Below are 20,938 nucleotides of genomic sequence, written 5' to 3'. Positions count from 1 at the left end.
AATAATCAACACAATAATAAACGTGGAAACAGCAGTATGAATCAGCGCATACTGCTTTTAAGTTCTGACTTGTCTAATTTTAACTTGCTTCCTAAAACCAATCATATTTACAACTGGGCTTTAGGCAACAAAATACGCACTTTTAAACCACCTTGTTCAGCACGTGAAAATTCAATTTTTCCTGCATGCAACTCTATAATTTTCTTACAAATCGACAGTCCTAAACCAGAACCTTGAGTTTTACTGCCTAAAGCACGGTAAAAGCGTTCGCCCAAACGTGCCAAAACGTCATCAGTCACTGCATGACCATTGTCGGCGATGCAAATTTCCTGCATCAATTCATGCGGTTTCGCTTCAATCCAAATACGTCCTTGAGGTGCTGCATAACGCACTGCGTTGTCAATCAAGTTGCGCAGGCAGCTAAATAGCAATTCAGGATTGCCTTGCACTTGTATCGGTTGAATATCTGACTGAATCTGAATGGCTTTTTCCTGAATAAACGGCGTCAGACTTTGTAAAACTTCCTGCACCAAGTCTGCTATAGATACCGCACTTTTATTTAACGATGCCGCATCTGTCGGGTCTAAACGTGCCAATAACAGCAAATTTTCCAATACTTGTGTACCACGACTGACATCACGCTGAATTTGCTCTAAATCTTGTGCCAACTCAGGTTGTTGTTGGTATTTACGTTTTAGCACCTGCAAACGCAATTGAATGGCAGATAAAGGAGAGCGTAATTCATGCGAAGCATCTGCTGTAAATCGCTGTTCTGCAATTAAAGACTGCTCTACTCGCCCCAACAATTTATTCAATTGCTGCAGCATGGGTTGCAGTTCTTTCAATTCAGGTTGTGTGGGGATAATTGGCGTCAAATCATGTTGATTTTTTTCTGCAATTTGTTGGGAGAGTTGCTGAATCCGCTTAAATTGACGACCAATCATAAAATGCACAATGGCCCATTGCAGCAACCACAACAGCAATAAAATAGCGGCATAACCTAAACTGGTTGCAGCAATTTCCTTGAAGCGATATTTAAGCGGCTGCGCGACAATCACATGCAAGCCATCTTCCTCTGCCACATAGCTGCGCCAAATTTGTCCATCTTGCCAGTGAAATGAAAAACCATGCTCAGATACCACGGCAAGCTGAGACAAGTGAAGCTGAGAAATGTCATGTTCATCTTCAGAGGTAGTCAAAATCAGATCATCTAATCCCAATTGATAGGCAATATGAAATTGCTCACTCAACTCATCGACCTGATTGCCTGCATGGTCACGCAAGTCTGCTCGCAGCAACATATCGGCTATTTCATCCATAATGTCATCATGCACGCGCATGGTCTGATAACTGGCAACCGCCAATAATAAAATCAGGGCGAGTCCACCCGCCAAGACCGAACTTAAAACGGAGCTTTTAACCAGTTTGGACTGTAAAGAAATGACCTGTTTAGACATGCGGAGATCAAACTGAATTAGTTATCTTGCTGCATACGATAGCCTAAACCTCGGATGGTTTTAATGCGGCTACTGCCAATTTTTTTGCGTAATTGATAAATAAATACTTCAATCGCATTACTTTCAATTTCATCGCCCCATGCATATAAAGACTCTTCGAGCTGTTCACGAGTCACCACATGCTGCGGGTTTTGCATCAGTTTATGTAAAATCTGGAATTCCTTGGCCGTTAAATTGACCTGTTGATCATCCACTTTCACTTGTTTGCTTTGCGTATCTAAAACCAAGTTGGCAAATTCAAGCTGCTGTGTCGGATGACTTTGCGCACTGCGTAACTGACTGCGTACCCGCGCCGATAGTTCTTCAAGGCTAAACGGTTTGACCAAATAATCATTGGCACCTAAATCAAGTCCCTGTACCCGATCTTGAATACTATCGCGCGCAGTAATAAAAATAACAGGTGTGTCCTGTTGCTGCTGTCGTAAAGCGTGCAGAATTTCATCACCGCTATTTTTAGGCAACCCACGGTCTAACAACACACAATCATAATGATGCTGCTGAATCGCTAAAATGGCATGATCACCACGTTCAACCCAATCGACATTATAACCATCCATTTCCAGCCAAGTTTTTATACTTTCTGCTTGTGATACATCGTCTTCAGCCAAGAGTAAGCGCATATCTTCCTCTGTTATTTATGCTTCAAAATTTTATGATTTCAAAATACTTTACATGATAAAACCACATACACCTTACAGCGTATGTGGTTTTTGAGTGAAATCAGTTTTGTGTAGCAACTAATGCTGTTTTACACAGCGTAGATTTAGAAACGAACTTGATCCACATCTATTTCAATACGTTTTGTAGGCTTGTGATCAATATCCACTTCACCAATTAAGGTAACAGGCGTTTTGGCAGAAACTGCTTTGCCATTCCATAAGTCATCATCAATATCGACCGTAATAGTGCCTGTGTTATCACGGAACTGATATTTTTCATCACCAATAGATTTCACCACATAACCTTTTAACTGCACTTTGCTGTCATCTTTCAGGCTTAAAGCTTGTTTTACAGTTACATTTTGATGTAGTGCTTGGGTGTTAATGCTGTCGTTTGCCATGGTGATTGAAGCCATTGCCATTAAACCTGCCATCAACATTGCTTTCATTGTAAATTTCATTGCTTCACCTTTTTGTGTTGCTCATTTCGTTATGGTGATTAAAACAAAGCAAGATGAGCTGAATCTTAAGATTTCCATTTTTTAAAATTCATCGTAAAAAGTTTGAATCTGCTAATTTAATGGCACGACTCGCAACACCTCCTCTAAAGTGGTCATGCCTTCTAAAACTTTGCGTGCGCCTGCAATACGCAACGGTTCAATGCCCTCTTTTTTAGCTTGCTGACGTAATTCATTTAAATTGGCATTGGCACTGATGAGCTGTTTGGTGTCTAAACTTAAAGGCATAAACTCATAAATTCCGACCCGACCTTTATAGCCCGTTTGACGACATTCATCGCATCCGACAGGTTTAAACACTTGTGCAGGCATTTCCATAATGTAGTCAAAGGTCAAATGTTCCCAGTCTTTTTCATTTATTGAGCCTTCCTGCTTACAATGCGGACATAGCTTACGCACCAAACGCTGTGCCAAAACGCCTAAAATTGTGGCAGCAGTCAAAAATGGCTGCACGCCCAAATCATGCAAACGAGTCAAACTTGACGGCGCATCATTAGTATGCAGTGTCGATAAAACTAAATGCCCCGTCAGTGCCGCTTGAATCGCCATATTTGCGGTATCCTGATCTCGAATTTCTCCGACCATAATAATGTCAGGGTCTTGACGCATTAAGGCACGCACACCATCGGCAAAACCTAAATCAATTGCAGTATTCACCTGCATTTGGTTAAAACTCGGTTCTAACATTTCAATCGGGTCTTCAATGGTGCAGACATTGACTTCATCGGTAGCCAATTGCTTTAGCGATGAATACAGCGTGGTGGTTTTACCCGAACCTGTAGGGCCTGTAACCAAAATAATGCCGTGACTATGTGCAGTCAGGGCATGCCATTCATTCAACAAACGACTATCAAAACCCAATTGCTGAAAACTGCGTACCAATACTTCTGGGTCAAAAATACGCATCACCAGTTTTTCGCCAAACGCCGTTGGTAAGGTCGATAAACGCAGTTCAGTTTCTTGTCCTTTTGGAGTTCGGGTTTTTAAACGTCCATCTTGCGGTTTACGTTTTTCGGCTACATTCATACGCCCTAAAATTTTAATCCGTGAGATGACTGCGGTAAGCGTATTGGCAGGCATGTTATAGATGGTGTGCAACACGCCATCAATACGAAAACGTACTTTGCCTGTGTCTTTACGTGGTTCGAGGTGAATATCACTTGCGCCTTGTTCAAAGGCAAATTGCAGCACCCAATCCACCAACTTCACAATATGTTGATCATTGGCATCTGGGTTTTGGGTATCGCCCAATTGCAATAAAGCCTCGACCCCTTTATTTTCACGGTCATGTGCAGAAGATTTTTGTGATGAGTGTACTGCGCGACTCACTTGGTAATATTCGATCAAATAACGCTGTAATTGATCTGGGCTGAGTAAAACTCGCTGAATTTTTTTGGGCAATAAACTATGTTCTAAGTTGGCAACCCATTCTTTTTTATAAGGTTGATCTGTCGCAATTAACACCGCATCTGCAGTCACTTCCACCGCTAAAATACGGTTACGCAGTGCAAATTCCTGCGACATCACAGCTGTTAAAGCAGCAACATCGGCTTTTAACGGATCAATAATATAGAATGGCAAGCCTGATTTATCAGCCAGCCATTGGCATAAACGGTTTAAAGTTAAAGTGGTTTGGGGATGACTTTGATCGACCAAATTAAAGTTGGCAATCCATTGTAGTGGATGCCATTTTAATTGATCACGTTGACGATGCGTGGTTTGTACCAAAGCCTGATCACGTTCGGTAATTTTGCCATCTTTGACTAATTGTTCTAAGCACCAAGTACTGTCTATTTCAAAATTAAAATTCATTGTTATATGCCCCAAAATCTGGGTTTACTATAGCAAAATAAGCATTATTTAATAAAAACTATTTTATAAGTTTTAATTTAAAGTAAAACTTAACTATTAATTTTATTTGTGTTTTTAATATTTCAATTAAAATAAATATCTATTATGATGCTCTTGCTTAATAATTCAACACACTAAAAATTAAATTTCTGAGGGATAATCATGAAATTAAAAACTTTATCATGTGCAATTTTTGCAGCTTTTACATTGACGGCTTGTGGTGGTGGAAGTGATGGTGATAGTTCTTACCAAGGCAAAGATGTTCAGTTAAATGAAACAGAATGGGCGAGCTACGCTAGCAACGATCAGGCAGACGCAGAGAATTTATTTACTAAAATAAAATTCACAATCCAAAATAACGAACTGTATATCAATCCAGAATATCTTGCTAATGCAACCGATGTATTTGATATTTCACAAGTTGCATCATATTATGTCACCGCAAATAGCTTCTATGAAATTTCAACGCTAAAAACTCAAATTGGCTATAAATTTGGCACACTTATAAGTCAAAGCAATTCAAAATGGGTTATAACTCCATATTCTCCAACAAACGCTAAAGATCTACAACTCACAGAAAACTTTGAATTAGTCGATCTAGCATCAAAACCTATGAGTGAATATATTGATACATATTCACACTATAGCGGTTTAAATGATGCAGGTGGTACTTTTGACAAGTTATACAGCGATACATTAAAAGGACAAACTTTCCCTAAAGGTTCATATTGCCTACGAGGTACATCAAGTTCTACCAATACCTCATATTTTGAAAGCAACGATTTTAATACTATAGACTCTCCTGAGTCATATTTTGGTAGTGGTAATTACAATACCTCTAAGTTAGGTAATTATCCTCTCTATTTGAGCAAAGAAACTGACCCAAATTATGGAACAACTGCTTTATTAAATATAGAGAATGAATATTTAATTGGTGACTATCATCGTCAAGGTGTAACATACTCACTTAGTTCTGACATTCAAAACGAACGTGAGATTTTAAAAGAGTTACAAAGTGAGCCAACTCCTGATGCTTACCAAATTAGGTTCCAAGAAAACTATATTAAATCTCTTGAAAAGGAATGTACTTTATTCAACAGCACTGCAAGCCAAGCAATTGATATTGCACAAAAATTAAAATAATTTTTTTACAGAGGTGGTTATGCAAATAACCACCTTTTTTTATATTTTATTGATATACATTTTGAATATACTATAACTCATATAAAATAAGAATATATAAAAATTTCCAGAAGAATATGAACCAAAATCTCCACCCTCTCCTGCTCAATGCGGCATTTCCCGAACTGCTCACCATGTTTGCAGCAGCACTCGGCTGTGGCTTACTGATTGGATTAGAGCGCGAACGCAGTAAAAAAAATGGACAACATCATCATTTTGCAGGCGTACGCACCTTTGGAATTTGCGCATTATTAGGTGCAATTTGCTTCTTATTGGGCATGAGCATTGCCATTGTAGGCGCACTGATTGTTGGCGGAATAGGCTTATATTCCCTCAAAAATCAAGCGGAAGATGACCCAGGTGCAACCACAGAACTGGCCTTCGTCATGACCTATTTTATTGGTGCCTTGTGTTTATGGAATATTCCATTGGCAGCAGGTTTATCGGTCATTTTGACAGGTTTACTCATGACCAAGCACACCATGCATGGCATTGTCAGTCAGTGGATTACCGAAGCTGAACTACGTGATGGCTTGTTTTTACTGGCTTTGGTGTTAATTGCCTTGCCACTGACGCCTAATACTGCACTATGGGGCAATGTGCTTAATCCTTATGTGATTTTAAAATTATTGATTTTAATTCTAAGTGTGCAGGCTTTGGCGCATATCGCCAAGCGTTTACTCTCAAGCAGCAACGCCCTCATATTATCTGCAATTGCTTCAGGTTTTGTATCAAGCACCGCAACCATTGCCAGTTTAGGCATGGAAGTACGCGCAGGTCGTGGCGACGCACGTGCCAATGCAGGTGCAGCGCTGATGTCTTGCGTGGCGACTTTAGCGCAAATGTTGATTATTGTGGCGGGTGTCAATCTGATTTGGTTTAAGTTATTAATTATTCCAAGTTTGGTCGGAATCGCGATTTTGGTTGTAGCGGGTGTCTGGTTGCTCAAAAAACATAAAAGTACGACAACAGCAAAACCTGAAGCCGACACCCGTATGTTTAGCCTTAAAGAAGCCGCTATTATTGTGGCGACCTTAACCGCAATTCAAGCGATGGTATACGGCTTGGAACAAACCCTTGGGGATGCAGGTTTAATCATTGGTACCCTGCTCGCCTCGTTATTTGAGGTTCATGCCGCAATTGCAACCGTGGTGATGCAAGGTCCACCGAGCCAGCAGGTACTTTTGTATGCCTTAATTTTAGGTGTGGTGGCACATGCGATTGCCAAATGCGTCAATGCCGCGCTCATTGGTGGTTTGCGCTTTGCACTGTATTTCGCCCCTGCCCAAATTCTGCACATGCTGGCGTTGGTGGCTATTTTATATATGCTGGTTTAATCGACAGCGATTAAAACAATTTTTAGGATATGCACTGCGTGCTGATCAACACGGAAACTGACATCAAAATCTGCAAAATTCATGGTGTAAATTCGTTCAGCATCATCCTGATATGCAGGTCGTGGATCTAAAGACAAGACCTGTTCCAATTCCTGCACAATTTGTGGTTGCAATACGCCTGAGCCGAGTAACTGATTTTTTTGCGCTTCTGCTGTGTCCATCCATAGCACTGTTTTTCTTATGGGTTCATCTTGCGCATAACCACTTTGTGCATCAGGCACAGCATCTGAATATTGGATATAAGGTTTAATATCCAAAATAGGCGTGCCATGCAGTAAATCTGCCCCTGTCACATAAACTCGCAGTGACTTACCCACTTTTTTGACCTGTTTAAATTGCACCACAGACAAACCAATGGGTGCAGGTCGATACATGCTGCGCGTCGCAAACACACCTATTTTTTGATTACCACCCAAACGTGGCGGACGCACTTGTGCACGAAAACAGGGGTTTTGCTGTTTCTGTACGGTTGGATGAGCATCGGTTTGGTTTTTATTGTCGTGAAATTGCCAGATTAACCATAAGTGACTAAACGCTTCGATCCCTTCAAATGCCAACACATCGTTATAAGGCGCCTGCATTTCAATATACGATTCGACTTGTACCAGATTCGGTTGACGAGGAATACCAAATTTTTCTCGGTAGGGAGAGTGCATAAATCCGATTATTGGCATTTTTAGATCAGTCTTCATCACTTTTTCTGATAAGCTCAATTAAATATATTCAGTTTATAGAGAATGATTTTAGATTAGAATAGCAAGCTGTTCTAATTTGATAATTTATTGAGACCTTTAATGGCTGCTTTCAACGTCGAAAAGATTACTCACGTACACCACTGGAATGACACTTTATTCAGTTTTAAAACGACTCGCGATACCGCACTACGTTTTAAAAACGGTCAATTTGTGATGATTGGTCTGGAAGTAAATGGCAAGCCTTTAATGCGCGCTTACTCGATTGCCAGTGCTAACTATGAAGAAGAGCTAGAATTCTTCTCAATTAAAGTACCTGATGGCCCTTTAACGTCTATTTTACAAAAAGTAAAAGTGGGCGATGAATTGCTGGTTTCTAAAAAACCTACAGGCACTTTGGTACTGGATGATTTAAATCCTGGTAAAAACCTATACTTACTTTCTTCAGGTACAGGTCTAGCTCCATTTTTGGCAACCATCCGCGACCCTGAAACTTATGAACGCTTTGAAAAAGTGATTGTGGTTCACGGTACACGTTTCATTTCTGAATTGGCTTATCAAGATTTAATTCTAAATGAATTACCAAATCACGAGTTTTTCCAAGAACTTGGTATTCGTGAAAAACTGGTATATTACCCAACCGTTACACGTGAAGAATATCCAAACCAAGGACGTGTGACCACGGCAATTGAATCGGGTGAAATCTTTGAAAAAATTGGTTTACCACGTTTTAACCCTGAAACTGACCGTGCCATGTTATGTGGTAGCCCTGCATTCTTAAAAGATGTTGCAGCATTACTTGACCAACATGGTTTAAAAGAATCACCACGTATGGGTGAATTGGGCGATTACGTGATTGAACGTGCTTTCGTTGAAAAATAAAAGCTGTTGAATCTAAAAAAACCGAGCTAAATAGCTCGGTTTTTTGTCATTAGCATCAATTAACGTACACTGCGACCTTCTTGGTTAGCACGTCCTTCACAGTGTGCACCACCACCAATTACAAACCCACGCTCTGCCTGACATGAACCAATCATACGACCACTCGAATCATAAGTTGTCACTTTTGAAGCACAACCTGTCATCAAAATAGCCGCTGTTAATGCGATTAAACTAGAAATTTTCATTGTATTACCCCTCTAAAAAATTAGTCTTGTTGCAGTGAAATCTGCGAATTATTTGGTATGGTTGGCAATAAACCCGTGCGCTCATCTACTTTAGAATAGTTAATGCCTTGTATGTTGGCACCACCATAACACACAGCTTTAGCCCCCAAAATAAAGCCCTGTGTAGCGACACATGAACCAATCACTTGCCCTGCAGTATCATAAGTCACTACTTTAGAACTACAGCCAGCCAAAGCAATCAGGCTTGCTATAGAAAATAATTTAATTAGTTTCATTTAACCCTCAATTTAAAAAAAATTAAATATTATTCATCGTGTAAATTATTTTTAAATACATCAATTTATTTTTAATTTTAGTTATATATTATTTTTTGTAAATAGCAATTTGGAATAACTTATCGTTATTTTTACTTCAAATTTTAAAATTATTGCGACTACAAAAAATTAAAAGCACTCCATCTAAATCACTCAAATCAGATGGAGTGCTTTTTACGTTTATTCTTTATTCTGGTACATTCATTCTTCGTTCAGCCAAAGCTTGCTGAATCACATGATACCCCGCTGTTAAGCCCAAACTCGCCATAATCACGGCTACCACAAGATCTGGAATCAAACTACCCGTACCAAATACACCCACTGCCGCCAAAATAACTGCGAAATTACCAATCGCATCATTACGGCTACATAACCACACCGATTTCATATTCGAATCACCATCTCGAAATGCATATAAAATCAATGCAGTAACCACATTGGCTAATAAGGCGATGATCCCAATAATACCCATGGTTATGGCTTCAGGTGGAATACCCTGTATATAGGCATAGATAACCTTGCCCATCACCACCACACCAAACAAGGCCATCGTGATGCCTTTGACCAAAGCCACAGTAGCACGCCAATACAAACTTGCACTTAACACCGCAAGTGAAATCCCGTAATTGACAGCATCTCCAAAGAAATCCAGTGAATCTGCCCATAGGGATGATGAATGGGCATAGGCACCACCTATCAACTCGATAAAAAACATGCTGAGATTGATCACCAATGCAATCCATAACGCGGTTCTAAATTTACTATTCGGTTTGATTGGCGCAGGTTCATGACTACACGTACATGCCATAGACACACCTTCTTTCAAAATGAAATTGTTTCGATTATGCTCATTTAAAACTATAGACTTAGTCCAAGGTCAAGCATGACACAATATTTAATTCATGAATTAGCTAAAAAAGTTGGAGTCAGCACAGATACAATTCGTTTTTATGAAAAGAAACACTTACTCACCCCAAGCTTTCGTGCCGAAAATAATTATCGCTATTACAATGATGAGGCACTCAAGCGTTTGATTTTTATTAAGCGTTGTCGTGCTTTAGATATGAACTTAAAAGAAATTGAAGCTTTGATTGAATTAGAAAAACAGCCGAAACAAAACTGCTGCGCTGTGAATGAATTGATTGATGAACATTTAAGGCATGTAGAAGATAAAATTGCCGAGTTGCAGCATTTTCAGCTACAACTTCAGCAACTTAGACAAGCCTGCACCACGCAAACAACCATTGATGATTGTCAGATTTTAAAGCGACTTGAAGCCGAATAATCGCTCTCTCAGCCTTTTCTCATGCGGTTTTGCTTATCTAAAATTGAATTATAAACACTTCTGATTAACACGTTGCGACAACTGCTCGGCAGTTTCCACACGTTCAGAATAACGATCTACCAAATATGCTGCTTGCCCGCGAGTCAGCAAAGTAAATTTATATAACTCTTCCATCACATCGACAATACGGTCGTAATAGCTAGACGCTTTCATGCGGCCATCTTCCTCAAACTCTAAAAAGGCTTTAGGAATAGAAGACTGATTGGGAATGGTGATCATCCGCATCCAACGTCCTAAAATACGCAATTGATTGACGCTGTTAAATGACTGCGACCCGCCACACACTTGCATTAAAGCAAGCGTTTTACCTTGTGTGGCACGAATTGCACCTGCAGCAAGTGGAATCCAGTCAATTTGTGCTTTAAAAATTGAGCTCATCGAACCATGACGTTCTGGGCTACACCAAACCATACCTTCTGCCCACGCCAACAATTCATGCAGCTCTTGAACTTTGGGATGTGAAGCATCGCCATCTTCAGGTAAAGGCAAACCTTTGGGATGGAAAATTTTTACCTCAGCGCCAAAGTGCTCCAAAATTCTGCCCGCTTCCTGTACCGCCAAACGACTATAAGAACGCTCACGGTTTGAACCGTACATCAATAAAATACGTGGCGGATGGTTCAACGGCTTTGCCTGCACCTGTTCAAAACTTGGTGTAGGCAATAAATCTAAATCAATATTGGGTAATACCATGCTGCATACTCTTAAAACTAAAATGGGCAACGCATGCCCATGTTTTTATCTTAAACCTCAAAATGAAGAAAATTACTTTGAACTGACAATCGACTCATTTTGATAAAACTTTTTACGCAGCCATAAAGACACACTCACCAAAGCAATCAACACAGGCACTTCAACCAAAGGGCCAATAATCGTGGTAAATGCAACGGGAGAAGCCAAGCCAAACGTTGCAATGGCAACAGCAAGTGCTAATTCAAAATTATTCCCTGCTGCGGTAAAGGAAATGGCGGTCGTCCGTGGATAATCATTGCCCATCCATTTGCTCATAAAGAAGCTAATAAAGAACATGGCAACGAAGTAAATAATCAATGGAATGGAAATTCGTAAAACATCCATCGGCAAGCTCAGTACTTCTGCGCCTTTTAGTGCGAACATCGCCACAATGGTAAATAGCAATGCCAACAGACTAAATGGGCTAATTTTGGGTAAAAAAGACGTTTGATACCAATCTAAGCCTTTGCTTTTCACTAAAATCAAGCGTGTTAAAAAGCCCATCAAAAAAGGAATACCCAAATAGATTAAAACAGCTTGGGTGATTGTCCAAAAACCAACATCAATCACTTGTCCTGCCACGCCAAAATACGGCGGCAAGAAACTCAGAAACAGCCATGCATAAGTACTAAAGAATACAATCTGAAAAATACTGTTAAACGCAACTAATGCAGCCACGTATTGGTTATCACCACAAGCCAAGTTGTTCCAGACCAAGACCATCGCGATACAGCGTGCCAGACCAATTAAAATCAAACCTGTCATATATTCAGGATAGTTTTGCAAGAAAATAATCGCCAAAGCGAACATCAAACACGGAGCAATCAACCAGTTTTGTACCAAAGACAACAACAAGGTTCGGCGGTCTTTAAACACTTCTGGCAAAGCTGCGTAATCGACTTTTGCCAATGGTGGATACATCATCAAAATCAAACCAATCGCAATGGGAAGATTGACTGTTCCCACACTCATTTGATCTAAGCTTGCCGATACTGCAGGAAATACCACGCCAATCGCAACACCTAGCCCCATGGCAATAAAAATCCATAAGGTCAGATTACGATCTAAAAAAGAAAGTTTGGACTGTGCCATGTGCTTACTCGCAATGTGTTGCAATTGTAGGGTTGATGTGCTTCATCGGGCTGACATCTTGCTGCGCGATAATATTTAAAACAGCAAACGCCCATTCGGGTAAATCTGGGTTCAAACGGTAATACACCCACTGCCCCTGACGTTGATCTAGCAAAATAGATAAATTCCGTAACAACGCCAAATGACGTGATATTTTCGGTTGATTTAACTGCAATTGTTCTGTCAATTCGCATACACAAATATTGTGTTGAGCCATCACCAATTTCAGAATGTCCAGTCGGGTTGGGTCTGACAAACATTTAAAAAAATCAGTTTGATTCATTTTTTATCTGCACTTCAATATTAACTATTGCGAATATACGCATATCCATATATAAATGCAATATTGAATTTTTATCGGACTAAAACGGGTCACTACACATGAGCAACAGCATCAAAATTTTTCATAACCCTGCCTGTGGAACGTCACGCAATACTTTAGAATTAATTCGTAATACAGGACAAGAACCTGAAATTATTGAATATTTAAAAACCCCACCTACACAAGCTGAACTTACTAGCATGATTCAACAAGCAGGTTTAAGCGTGCGCGATGCAATCCGCAAAAATGTAGAACCATACGAACAGTTGCAACTTGAAGGTAGCTCACACAGCGATGCGGAATTAATTGCATTGATGGTCGAGCATCCGATTTTAATTAATCGTCCATTTGTCGTGACCGAGTTAGGTGTGAAATTGTGCCGCCCTTCTGAACTGGTCTTAGACTTGCTCACTCAACCACAACTAAAAAGCTTCAGCAAAGAAGATGGTGAGGTGGTCATTGATGAACATGGGCAACGAGTACGTTAACACGCTTTTATCCATCAGAAATTGATTATAGGCAATGAGTCAAATTGGTATGAAAGTCCCTTCTCTTAGATTCTGTATGGCTCAGGATGAGGAACTTTCTATATCAAGATCATTTACAACAGATGCTCTCCATGTGATGGATAAAACATGCTTTCTAATTTCAGATCAAAACGACCTTGCAAAACCACTGATTGAATTTTTATCTCCCTTCCCAAGCAGCACGAGTTTTCTTCTGAATCCCGAGCTATTTACTAGGTTGAATCCTAAATTTAGATTCATACAATAAAGCCATATTTCTGCTATTGCTTTTTGATCATGACCATTTCCCACGTCACCGAACTTCTCTCTCCTGCTGGTTCTTTAAAAAACATGCGCTATGCCTTTGCTTATGGTGCAGATGCAGTCTATGCAGGTCAGCCGCGTTACAGTTTGCGCGTGCGTAATAACGAATTTGATCATGAAAACTTAGCAATTGGTATTCAAGAAGCACATGAATTAGGCAAAAAGTTTTATGTGGTGGTGAACATCCAACCGCATAACAGCAAACTCAAAAACTTTATTCGTGACCTAGAACCTGTGGTTGCCATGCAACCCGATGCGCTGATCATGTCTGACCCAGGTCTGATTATGATGGTGCGTGAAAATTTCCCCGACATGCCTGTACATTTATCGGTACAAGCCAATGCGGTGAACTGGGCAACGGTGAAATTCTGGCAAAATATGGGGTTAACCCGTGTCATTCTTTCGCGTGAATTGTCGGTTGATGAAATTGAAGAAATTAAAAACAACGTGCCTGGCATGGAAATTGAAGTATTTGTGCATGGTGCGCTGTGCATGGCCTATTCAGGTCGTTGCATGCTTTCAGGCTATATGAATAAACGTGATGCCAACCAAGGCGCATGTACCAATGCCTGCCGTTGGGAATATAAAATTCACGATGCAAAAGAAGATGAAACAGGTGACGTAATTCCTGTCAAAAATCTTTCTGAAACTGCCGATGCAGATGAACAACACATGCAGGCACAGCATCAATTTAACAAGCCTGTGTTATTACAACGTAATGACGAAGATATGTTTGCTGCCGAAGAAGATGAACACGGCACTTATTTTATGAATTCTAAAGATTTACGCGCAGTGCAGCACGTTGACCGTTTAACTAAAATGGGCATCCATTCACTAAAAATTGAAGGTCGCACCAAATCTTATTTCTACTGCGCACGTACTGCACAAATTTACCGTAAAGCCATTGATGATGCACTTGCAGGCAAACCATTTGACCCTGCATTAATGACTCAATTAGAAGGCCTAGCTAACCGTGGTTATACCGAAGGTTTCTTGCGTCGTCATGTGCACAGCGAATACCAAAACTACGAAACAGGTTCATCAAGTTTTGATCATCAGCAATTTTGTGGTGAAGTCTTAGAACGCAATGGTGACTACATTAAAATTGATGTAAAAAACCGTTTTGTAGTGGGCGATTCTTTAGAATTGATGACGCCACAAGGCAATATCTATTTCACTTTAACTGAAATTAAAGATAAAAAAGGCAATCTGATTGAAGATGCCAAAGGTTCAGGGCATATTGTAGAAATCCCTATACCTGCAGATGTCGATATGCGTTATGCCCTGCTGATTCGCAACTTACCAAATTCGACTGCAGATATTTCTGCCTCATCGTTGGCTTATCAAGCCAACTAAGTGGCAATAAACTAAGCGAGTATTGCGATGGCACTCCTGATTACCGACCAATGCATCAATTGCGATATGTGCTTACCCGAATGCCCGAATGAAGCAATTTATGAGGGTGAAAAGGTGTATGAAATTGATGTGGCGCGTTGCACAGAATGTGTTGGGTTTTATGACTATCAAACCTGCGTTTCAGTCTGCCCAATTGAATGTATTATTCCGCATCCTGAGCATGTCGAAACCAAAGAGCAGCTACAGGAAAAGTTTAATCAGTTGAATTTATTTGGACAAAATAATAAGGCTAATTAGACTGAAATGAATCTAACTGCTGTAAATCAAACTGGATGTTAAAAATAAAAAAAGAACTGAGTTGTTAGCCGACTCAGTTCTTAAAACCAAAAATAGAATAAATAAACTTTTAATACTGTGCGATAACGCACTTTACTGAACATAGCGCCTGAGTATTGGGGAACTCAGGCGCTATCTTTTTAGCGAATACAATTTAAGGATGGTTAATCCGCGTATTCAGATGTATTCGTTCAGACTTATTGACCTGAACGGATGATGTAATCAAATGCTGAAAGTGATGCTTTCGCGCCTTCACCTGTTGCAATGATGATTTGCTTGTACGGTACAGTTGTACAGTCACCTGCCGCAAATACACCTTTTACATTGGTTTCATTGCGCTCATTTATCACAATCTCACCACGATTCGTCAGCTCTACTTTTGACTCTTTTAAGAAGTCCGTATTTGGTAATAAACCAATTTGTACGAAAATTCCTGCAAGTTCAACAGTATGCTCAACATCTGTCGCACGGTCTTTATATTTCAATGCAGTCACTTGTGCGCCATCACCAATCACCTCAGTCGATAATGCATTGGTAATTACAGTAGTATTTGGCAAGCTGTTCAATTTGTTTTGCAAGACTTGGTCTGCACGTAATTTAGTATCAAACTCTACCAAAGTCACATGCTCTACAATCCCTGCAAGGTCAATCGCTGCTTCTACACCTGAGTTACCACCACCAATCACTGCAACACGTTTGCCTTTAAACAACGGGCCATCACAGTGTGGGCAGTATGCCACGCCGCGGGTACGGTATTCTGCTTCACCAGGTACATTCATCTCTCTCCAACGTGCACCTGTAGACAAGATCACCGTTTTCGATTCAAGTGTTGCGCCATTTTCCAAAGTCACTTCGACCAAACCATTGGCAGTTTCATCAGCACCTTTAATGGCAGATACTTTTTGTAGATTCATAATATCGACATCGTATTCACGCACATGCGCTTCCATTTCTGCCGCAAACTTTGGACCTTGTGTTTTTTGGATAGAAGTGAAGTTTTCAATATCCATGGTATCCATCACCTGACCGCCCATACGCTCAGCCACAATACCTGTACGAATACCTTTACGTGCTGCATAGATTGCAGATGTATTCCCTGCAGGGCCGCCACCAATTACCAAGACATCAAACGCCTCTTTGGCATTCAGTTTCGCTGCATCTTTGCTCGCAGAATCTGTATCTAATTTAGCTACAATTTCTTCCAAAGTCATACGACCTTGACCAATGTGGTTGCCATCTTGGAATACCATCGGCACAGCCATAATTTTGCGCTGCTCAACTTCTTCTTGGAAGAATGCACCATCAATCATGGTTGCTGTTGTGCCAGGGTTGTAAATCGCAATGAGGTTCAAAGCTTGTACTACATCTGGACAGTTGTGGCAGCTCAACGATACAAACACATCAAAGTGAGATGAAAGATTCAATTCTTTGATTTGCGTTAATACTTCATCCGATACTTTTGGTGCATAACCAGAAGTTTGCAATAAAGCCAAAATTAATGAAGTGAACTCGTGCCCCATTGGTAAACCTGCGAAGAATACGCGCGGTTGCTCACCTACTTTTGCAATCCCAAAACTTGGTGCACGTGCGTTGTTACCGTCAAAACGTGCAGTAACTTGTGGCGAAAGTGCTGCAATTTCTTCAACCAATTCTTTAATTTTGGCAGATTTATCAGAACCATCTAAAGTCGCGACAAGCTCGATTGGGCTTTCAAGACGTTCTAATAAAGTTTTAAGTTGTGTAGAAGTATTTTGGTCTAACATGGCTAACGTCTCCAAGGGAGTAAATTTATTTGTTGATGTCATCTTACGAAAAATAGTTACATAGGGGAAACGGTTTATTTTTATATTTATGATCGTTTTTTTAAATGATAGTGAGTTTCAAGCTTACTATTTCATTTAAAATACCTAAAGCTATTCAATTTAGACATTAACATAAAAACTGAATGTCTGCCTTAAGCAATTGAGCCTAATCATTTTTTATTCAAGTTGTTGTTGAATCCGCAGAATACGCTGCTGTAAATGTCGCGATAAAAACCAGAGTACCGCAGACAGTATTAACATAAGCGCCATAACCGCGAGATTCATATAATAAACCAGCGTATTTAATTGCTGTGCTTGCTGCACTTGCTTATGTACGCTTTGCGCCATAGGCGTTAAAGCTTTGCCATAAACTTGCTGCTGCATCGTCCATAATTGTTCAGGTTTAAATCCATAATGTAAAAATTGCGGATCTTGCTGCTCTGCTTTGACCAAGGTCAACACTTGCGGAATGGCTGCATCTTTATCTGCGGGATGATGCATCAATGCCGTTTGCGCCAACAAATAGGCTTTAACAGGCGCTGCCATTTCTGCATTTTGTAAATAACGCGCCAATTCACTTTCTTGAATGTGCTTTTCATAATGCACAATTTTGGCATATACCTGCTGCGTATCATCTTGTCGGTCATGCTGAACATAACTCAATGCCGACCAAAGTAAAATAAAACTCAGCAACCAAGCTACAAATTTCAAGACAAAGGACTGAAAGCGAATATAAAAAAAACGAATTTTCTTGAGTAGATGAACTAGTACGAATGCACCAATAAATGACACCGACAGTTTTAAAATCAACCAACCCAACCAGTTCAACAAACTGAAAAAATAATCAGGTTGCTGCCCTAAATTTGCCAAAGTCGCATCGACACTTGCAGGCATGTGTAATTGCTGAACTTCAGTGCTTAAACCAAAGAAGCTATAAATCACATCTTGCTGAATAAAAAAGCCAATTGCCGATATAAGCACCACCGTCATAGACAGCACAGCCAAAAAACTGAGCTTTTTTTGACGCTGCTGTAATGCCACAACACCTGTTTTTAGCTGCTGTGGCTGAATGGCATATTCATCAAGTGGGGGCAAATCCGACTCCTTATCAGGTAAATTTCAGATTAAATGAAGTCATTGTCAAAATGCATTTATTGACCAGACTGTTGACTTGAACCAATCACCAATTGATTCAGATTCTCCTGTAAGGCTCGCAAACGCGTAGTCGCTTCTGCACGTTTTTGCATGCCTTCTTTTTGTACCTGGATCACATCGTTCACTGTTTTAATGAGGGTATTTTGTACGTGTTCAAGGGTTTCAATATCAATCACCGAACGCTGATTGGCTTTGGCAGTATCAACCGAGTTTTGATGCAATAAATCTGCATTACGGCGCAGCAATTCATTGGTGGCATCATCAATACTGTTGGCCAGTTGCACACTGTTTTTCTGCTCATTTAAAGAAATCGCCAAACTAATCTGGTTTTTCCACGCAGGTAAGGTAATGTTTTTAATCGCATAAAATTTATCGACCAACATTAAATTATTGGACTGGATAATCCGAATCATCGGCAAAGTTTGCATGGCAGATTGTTGCAACACCTGCAAATCACTCACCCGCTTTTCTAAATTATTAGCAAGATGATTGAGATCATAAATTTTTTGAGTCGTGGTCTGATCCTGCGGCTGCGCGGAAAATTCAGAAATTTGCTGCTGAATTTCCTGCTGTTTTAACTTACCTGCTGCAATATAAATCCCCAATTGTTTATATTCATCTTGCACACCATGAAACATTTTATCCAGTGTATCTACACGGTTTTTTAAACCATTTTGTGAGCTTTCAATTTCTGTGACCAGACTATCAATTTGCGCTTTGGTGCTGTTAAAGTTTTGATCAAAACTTTGTTTAGCGCCTTTTAACTTATTGAATAAACCACCCAAAAAGCCACTGCTTTTGTTTGGATTTAAAATACTGTTGGTATTTAACTGCTGTGCAACCTGCACCACCTGATTCAGCTTTTGCCCTGTGACATCCAAATCCTTATTTTGCACCAAACCTAAAAGCTCATCGGTATAACTTGACGTTTTAGTGGCGATATTTTTGCCATATTCTGCAACCGAATGATGGCTAAGATCGCTTAATTCTTTACGCGCAGCCAGCACCTCCTGAAAGTCATCAGGCTGTAAGCCAATTTCCTGCAAATTGAGTTGCTGAAATTGTTGCTGAGTCTGTTCATCACTCACTTGCACAGCGACGTTGCGTTGTTCAGAAGTTGTCATATTTCGCCTCTATCTAATCAAAACCATGCCTTATGATTGCGCAGGTTTTTCTAAGGATTTTCTTAATGTCTTAATTAAATGCTCACGACTTTGATCCAGCTTTTCTAGCTGACTGTGTGAGCCACTTTGCTGACTTTGTTTGACATGATATTGCCATGCAGGAATGAGTACCTGCTGCGCTTCTTTAAAGCGATCTAACAAACTAAAAGAGAGTTGCTGTGAAAGTTGCATTTGAGTAATCGCAATATCATTACTACTTTGCAAAGTCTTTAAACTATAAATTTTCTTGGCCAGTCGTTCGCTAAAATTATCCAAAGGATGCTGATTGCGCACAAATCGTGGATATTCCACTAAAAACTCATCGGCAGCTTGAATGTATTTCGCCATTTGCTCACGCAAACCAACCAACTGCTGAAAACGTGATTGTGATTTCTGAATTTCGATTTGCAGCTTTTGGCTTAAACGATCTGCTTGTCCTAATAAATGATCTAGGTTTTTATAATATTGCACTTGCCCCGCGCCATATTCCAAATCTATGCCTAGCCACTTTTGTAGTGCATTAAACTTACGTTGCTTTAACACTTTTTTAGATTTGCCAAGCGCCTGAATCAACTGCTCAATGGTCACACTCAATTGCTGAGTTAAATGTGGATCCACCCCATCCAATAAAACTGACTGCGCTTGAATCACCTGATCTGCATAATGATTTAGACGATATTGATCATTCAACAACGGAACTAAATCATTGCGTTGAATCGCCAAAAGCTCTGCACGATCCACCGTAATCTCTTGCAAAGGCAGTAACACTTCAAACTGAGCCATAGACCATCACAACCCTCTTTACATGATTTTATAGTACGTGTTTTTCGGCTAAGGTCATGTAATATTTTGCAATTTTTTATTTCGATCTGCTTAAATGCTTTTTTATAGATTCGCATAACATCAGTCACAAGATGCCTGATTCAAAACACCAGTGCTTGACATCCTCACCCCCTTAAAAGAGGGTGATTCCTACAGCTAGACGCTTATGCCCAAGCGCAAGAATGTTTAGAGCTGAGTTTATATCTCGATCATGAACTGTACCACAGCTCATGCACTCCCATTCTCTTATTCCAAGATCTGTCCTACCTTTGGGACTACTTGAGGTGATCTCACCGCAGCACGAACAGATTTGGGTGGTATAGGCTTCTTGGACTTCTTCAAACAATACGCCTGCGTTCTCGCATTTATACTTGAGCATTGTTTTTAGTGCCGAAAATCCTGTATCCAAAACAGATTTTGCCATTTTGGTTTTTACTAATTTTTTAGCACTCAAGTCACCTACAATAATCAATGCATTTTCATTCACAAGCTTGGTGCTTGCTTTATGCAAATGATCTTTTCGACTATTTGCAATCTTGGCGTGTAATGCACGAACACGCTTCTTATTCCTGGCTCTCTGAGCAATACCTAATGTCTGCTCATATTTTCGATAGAATTTTGGATTTGAAATTACAGTGCCATCAGAACAGGTGGCAATATCTTTTAAGCCTAGATCAATACCAATCG

23 protein-coding genes are annotated in these 20,938 nt (G+C 40.1%); 7 read left to right on the top strand and 16 right to left on the bottom strand.

Annotated elements, in window-relative coordinates; genetic code table 11:
* Window positions 1-107 precede the first annotated feature (107 nt).
* From FTT71_RS05890 to FTT71_RS05875, 4 genes are all read right to left on the bottom strand, one after another.
* Window positions 108-1,457 (bottom strand): HAMP domain-containing sensor histidine kinase, encoded by a 1,350-nt coding sequence (locus FTT71_RS05890; protein ID WP_004972962.1) that lies wholly within the window; start codon window positions 1,455-1,457, stop codon window positions 108-110.
* A gap of 17 nt (window positions 1,458-1,474) precedes the next feature.
* The gene (locus FTT71_RS05885; RefSeq protein ID WP_004972960.1) at window positions 1,475-2,137 is read right to left on the bottom strand and encodes a response regulator transcription factor; all 663 of its coding nucleotides are present in this window, start codon (window positions 2,135-2,137) and stop codon (window positions 1,475-1,477) included.
* A 143-nt stretch (window positions 2,138-2,280) separates the two neighbouring features.
* Window positions 2,281-2,637, bottom strand: coding sequence for a NirD/YgiW/YdeI family stress tolerance protein (locus FTT71_RS05880; RefSeq protein ID WP_179988821.1), 357 nt, complete (start codon window positions 2,635-2,637; stop codon window positions 2,281-2,283).
* 111 nt (window positions 2,638-2,748) lie between these two features.
* Entirely contained in the window at window positions 2,749-4,506 is a 1,758-nt protein-coding gene (locus FTT71_RS05875; RefSeq protein WP_004972956.1) for a GspE/PulE family protein, read from the bottom strand.
* Between the two features lie 201 nt (window positions 4,507-4,707).
* Here FTT71_RS05875 and FTT71_RS05870 point away from each other — a divergent pair, with 201 nt between their 5' ends.
* Both FTT71_RS05870 and FTT71_RS05865 read left to right on the top strand, forming a co-directional pair.
* Window positions 4,708-5,688: a hypothetical protein gene (locus FTT71_RS05870; RefSeq protein ID WP_180009055.1), complete on the top strand. Its 981-nt coding sequence runs from the start codon at window positions 4,708-4,710 to the stop codon at window positions 5,686-5,688.
* A 116-nt stretch (window positions 5,689-5,804) separates the two neighbouring features.
* Entirely contained in the window at window positions 5,805-7,064 is a 1,260-nt protein-coding gene (locus FTT71_RS05865) for a DUF4010 domain-containing protein (RefSeq protein WP_180160798.1), read from the top strand.
* Here the strand turns inward: FTT71_RS05865 and tsaA are convergent.
* Window positions 7,061-7,816, bottom strand: a complete 756-nt coding sequence (gene tsaA / locus FTT71_RS05860) for a tRNA (N6-threonylcarbamoyladenosine(37)-N6)-methyltransferase TrmO (RefSeq protein WP_035310989.1) — start codon at window positions 7,814-7,816, stop codon at window positions 7,061-7,063. The two genes, FTT71_RS05865 and tsaA, sit on opposite strands and share 4 nt — an antisense overlap.
* A gap of 102 nt (window positions 7,817-7,918) precedes the next feature.
* Between tsaA and FTT71_RS05855 the strand changes: the two genes are divergently transcribed.
* A complete protein-coding gene (locus FTT71_RS05855; RefSeq protein WP_004972950.1) occupies window positions 7,919-8,698 on the top strand; it encodes a ferredoxin--NADP reductase in 780 nt (259 codons plus the stop codon).
* A 59-nt stretch (window positions 8,699-8,757) separates the two neighbouring features.
* Here FTT71_RS05855 and FTT71_RS05850 read toward each other — a convergent pair whose 3' ends face one another.
* The 3 genes from FTT71_RS05850 to FTT71_RS05840 all read right to left on the bottom strand — a co-directional run bounded on the left by FTT71_RS05850 (window position 8,758) and on the right by FTT71_RS05840 (window position 10,065).
* A complete protein-coding gene (locus FTT71_RS05850; RefSeq protein WP_004972947.1) occupies window positions 8,758-8,943 on the bottom strand; it encodes a hypothetical protein in 186 nt (61 codons plus the stop codon).
* A 20-nt stretch (window positions 8,944-8,963) separates the two neighbouring features.
* Window positions 8,964-9,218, bottom strand: a complete 255-nt coding sequence (locus FTT71_RS05845; protein ID WP_004972946.1) for a hypothetical protein — start codon at window positions 9,216-9,218, stop codon at window positions 8,964-8,966.
* Between the two features lie 226 nt (window positions 9,219-9,444).
* Window positions 9,445-10,065: a cation transporter gene (locus FTT71_RS05840; RefSeq protein ID WP_096901843.1), complete on the bottom strand. Its 621-nt coding sequence runs from the start codon at window positions 10,063-10,065 to the stop codon at window positions 9,445-9,447.
* A 75-nt stretch (window positions 10,066-10,140) separates the two neighbouring features.
* On the opposite strand from FTT71_RS05840, the gene cadR reads away from it, so the two are divergent.
* Window positions 10,141-10,542, top strand: a complete 402-nt coding sequence (gene cadR, locus FTT71_RS05835; protein WP_179990669.1) for a Cd(II)/Pb(II)-responsive transcriptional regulator — start codon at window positions 10,141-10,143, stop codon at window positions 10,540-10,542.
* Between the two features lie 48 nt (window positions 10,543-10,590).
* Here the strand turns inward: cadR and arsH are convergent, their stop codons facing one another.
* From arsH to FTT71_RS05820, 3 genes are all read right to left on the bottom strand, one after another.
* Window positions 10,591-11,295, bottom strand: coding sequence for an arsenical resistance protein ArsH (gene arsH, locus FTT71_RS05830; RefSeq protein ID WP_180160797.1), 705 nt, complete (start codon window positions 11,293-11,295; stop codon window positions 10,591-10,593).
* A 72-nt stretch (window positions 11,296-11,367) separates the two neighbouring features.
* Complete coding sequence (arsB, locus tag FTT71_RS05825) at window positions 11,368-12,426, bottom strand: ACR3 family arsenite efflux transporter (protein ID WP_004972938.1); 1,059 nt, start codon at window positions 12,424-12,426, stop codon at window positions 11,368-11,370.
* 4 nt (window positions 12,427-12,430) lie between these two features.
* The gene (locus FTT71_RS05820; protein WP_136144348.1) at window positions 12,431-12,748 is read right to left on the bottom strand and encodes a metalloregulator ArsR/SmtB family transcription factor; all 318 of its coding nucleotides are present in this window, start codon (window positions 12,746-12,748) and stop codon (window positions 12,431-12,433) included.
* Window positions 12,749-12,846: 98 nt separating this feature from the next.
* On the opposite strand from FTT71_RS05820, the gene arsC reads away from it, so the two are divergent.
* From arsC to FTT71_RS05805, 3 genes are all read left to right on the top strand, one after another.
* Window positions 12,847-13,275, top strand: coding sequence for an arsenate reductase (glutaredoxin) (arsC, locus tag FTT71_RS05815; RefSeq protein WP_154320582.1), 429 nt, complete (start codon window positions 12,847-12,849; stop codon window positions 13,273-13,275).
* Window positions 13,276-13,590: 315 nt separating this feature from the next.
* On the top strand, window positions 13,591-14,973 hold the full coding sequence (gene yegQ, locus FTT71_RS05810) for a tRNA 5-hydroxyuridine modification protein YegQ (RefSeq protein WP_180160796.1): 1,383 nt from the start codon (window positions 13,591-13,593) through the stop codon (window positions 14,971-14,973).
* A 27-nt stretch (window positions 14,974-15,000) separates the two neighbouring features.
* A complete protein-coding gene (locus tag FTT71_RS05805; RefSeq protein WP_004972931.1) occupies window positions 15,001-15,270 on the top strand; it encodes a YfhL family 4Fe-4S dicluster ferredoxin in 270 nt (89 codons plus the stop codon).
* Between the two features lie 236 nt (window positions 15,271-15,506).
* Here FTT71_RS05805 and ahpF read toward each other — a convergent pair whose 3' ends face one another.
* From ahpF to FTT71_RS05780, 5 genes are all read right to left on the bottom strand, one after another.
* Entirely contained in the window at window positions 15,507-17,072 is a 1,566-nt protein-coding gene (gene ahpF / locus FTT71_RS05800; protein ID WP_096901839.1) for an alkyl hydroperoxide reductase subunit F, read from the bottom strand.
* A 216-nt stretch (window positions 17,073-17,288) separates the two neighbouring features.
* The gene (locus FTT71_RS05795) at window positions 17,289-18,206 is read right to left on the bottom strand and encodes a hypothetical protein (protein WP_131261786.1); all 918 of its coding nucleotides are present in this window, start codon (window positions 18,204-18,206) and stop codon (window positions 17,289-17,291) included.
* A gap of 56 nt (window positions 18,207-18,262) precedes the next feature.
* Window positions 18,263-19,390, bottom strand: coding sequence for a toxic anion resistance protein (locus FTT71_RS05790; protein WP_104852204.1), 1,128 nt, complete (start codon window positions 19,388-19,390; stop codon window positions 18,263-18,265).
* 30 nt (window positions 19,391-19,420) lie between these two features.
* A complete protein-coding gene (locus FTT71_RS05785) occupies window positions 19,421-20,212 on the bottom strand; it encodes a hypothetical protein (RefSeq protein ID WP_004972923.1) in 792 nt (263 codons plus the stop codon).
* Between the two features lie 172 nt (window positions 20,213-20,384).
* Window positions 20,385-20,938 (bottom strand): RNA-guided endonuclease TnpB family protein (locus tag FTT71_RS05780; protein WP_180160795.1); only part of this gene is annotated, 554 nt, incomplete at its 5' end.

The organism is Acinetobacter sp. YH01004 (assembly GCF_013420455.1).
Taxonomy (GTDB): domain Bacteria; phylum Pseudomonadota; class Gammaproteobacteria; order Pseudomonadales; family Moraxellaceae; genus Acinetobacter; species Acinetobacter towneri.
The sequence above is the reverse complement of the archived record's forward strand: the minus strand, read 5'-3'. Positions and strand labels throughout refer to the sequence as shown.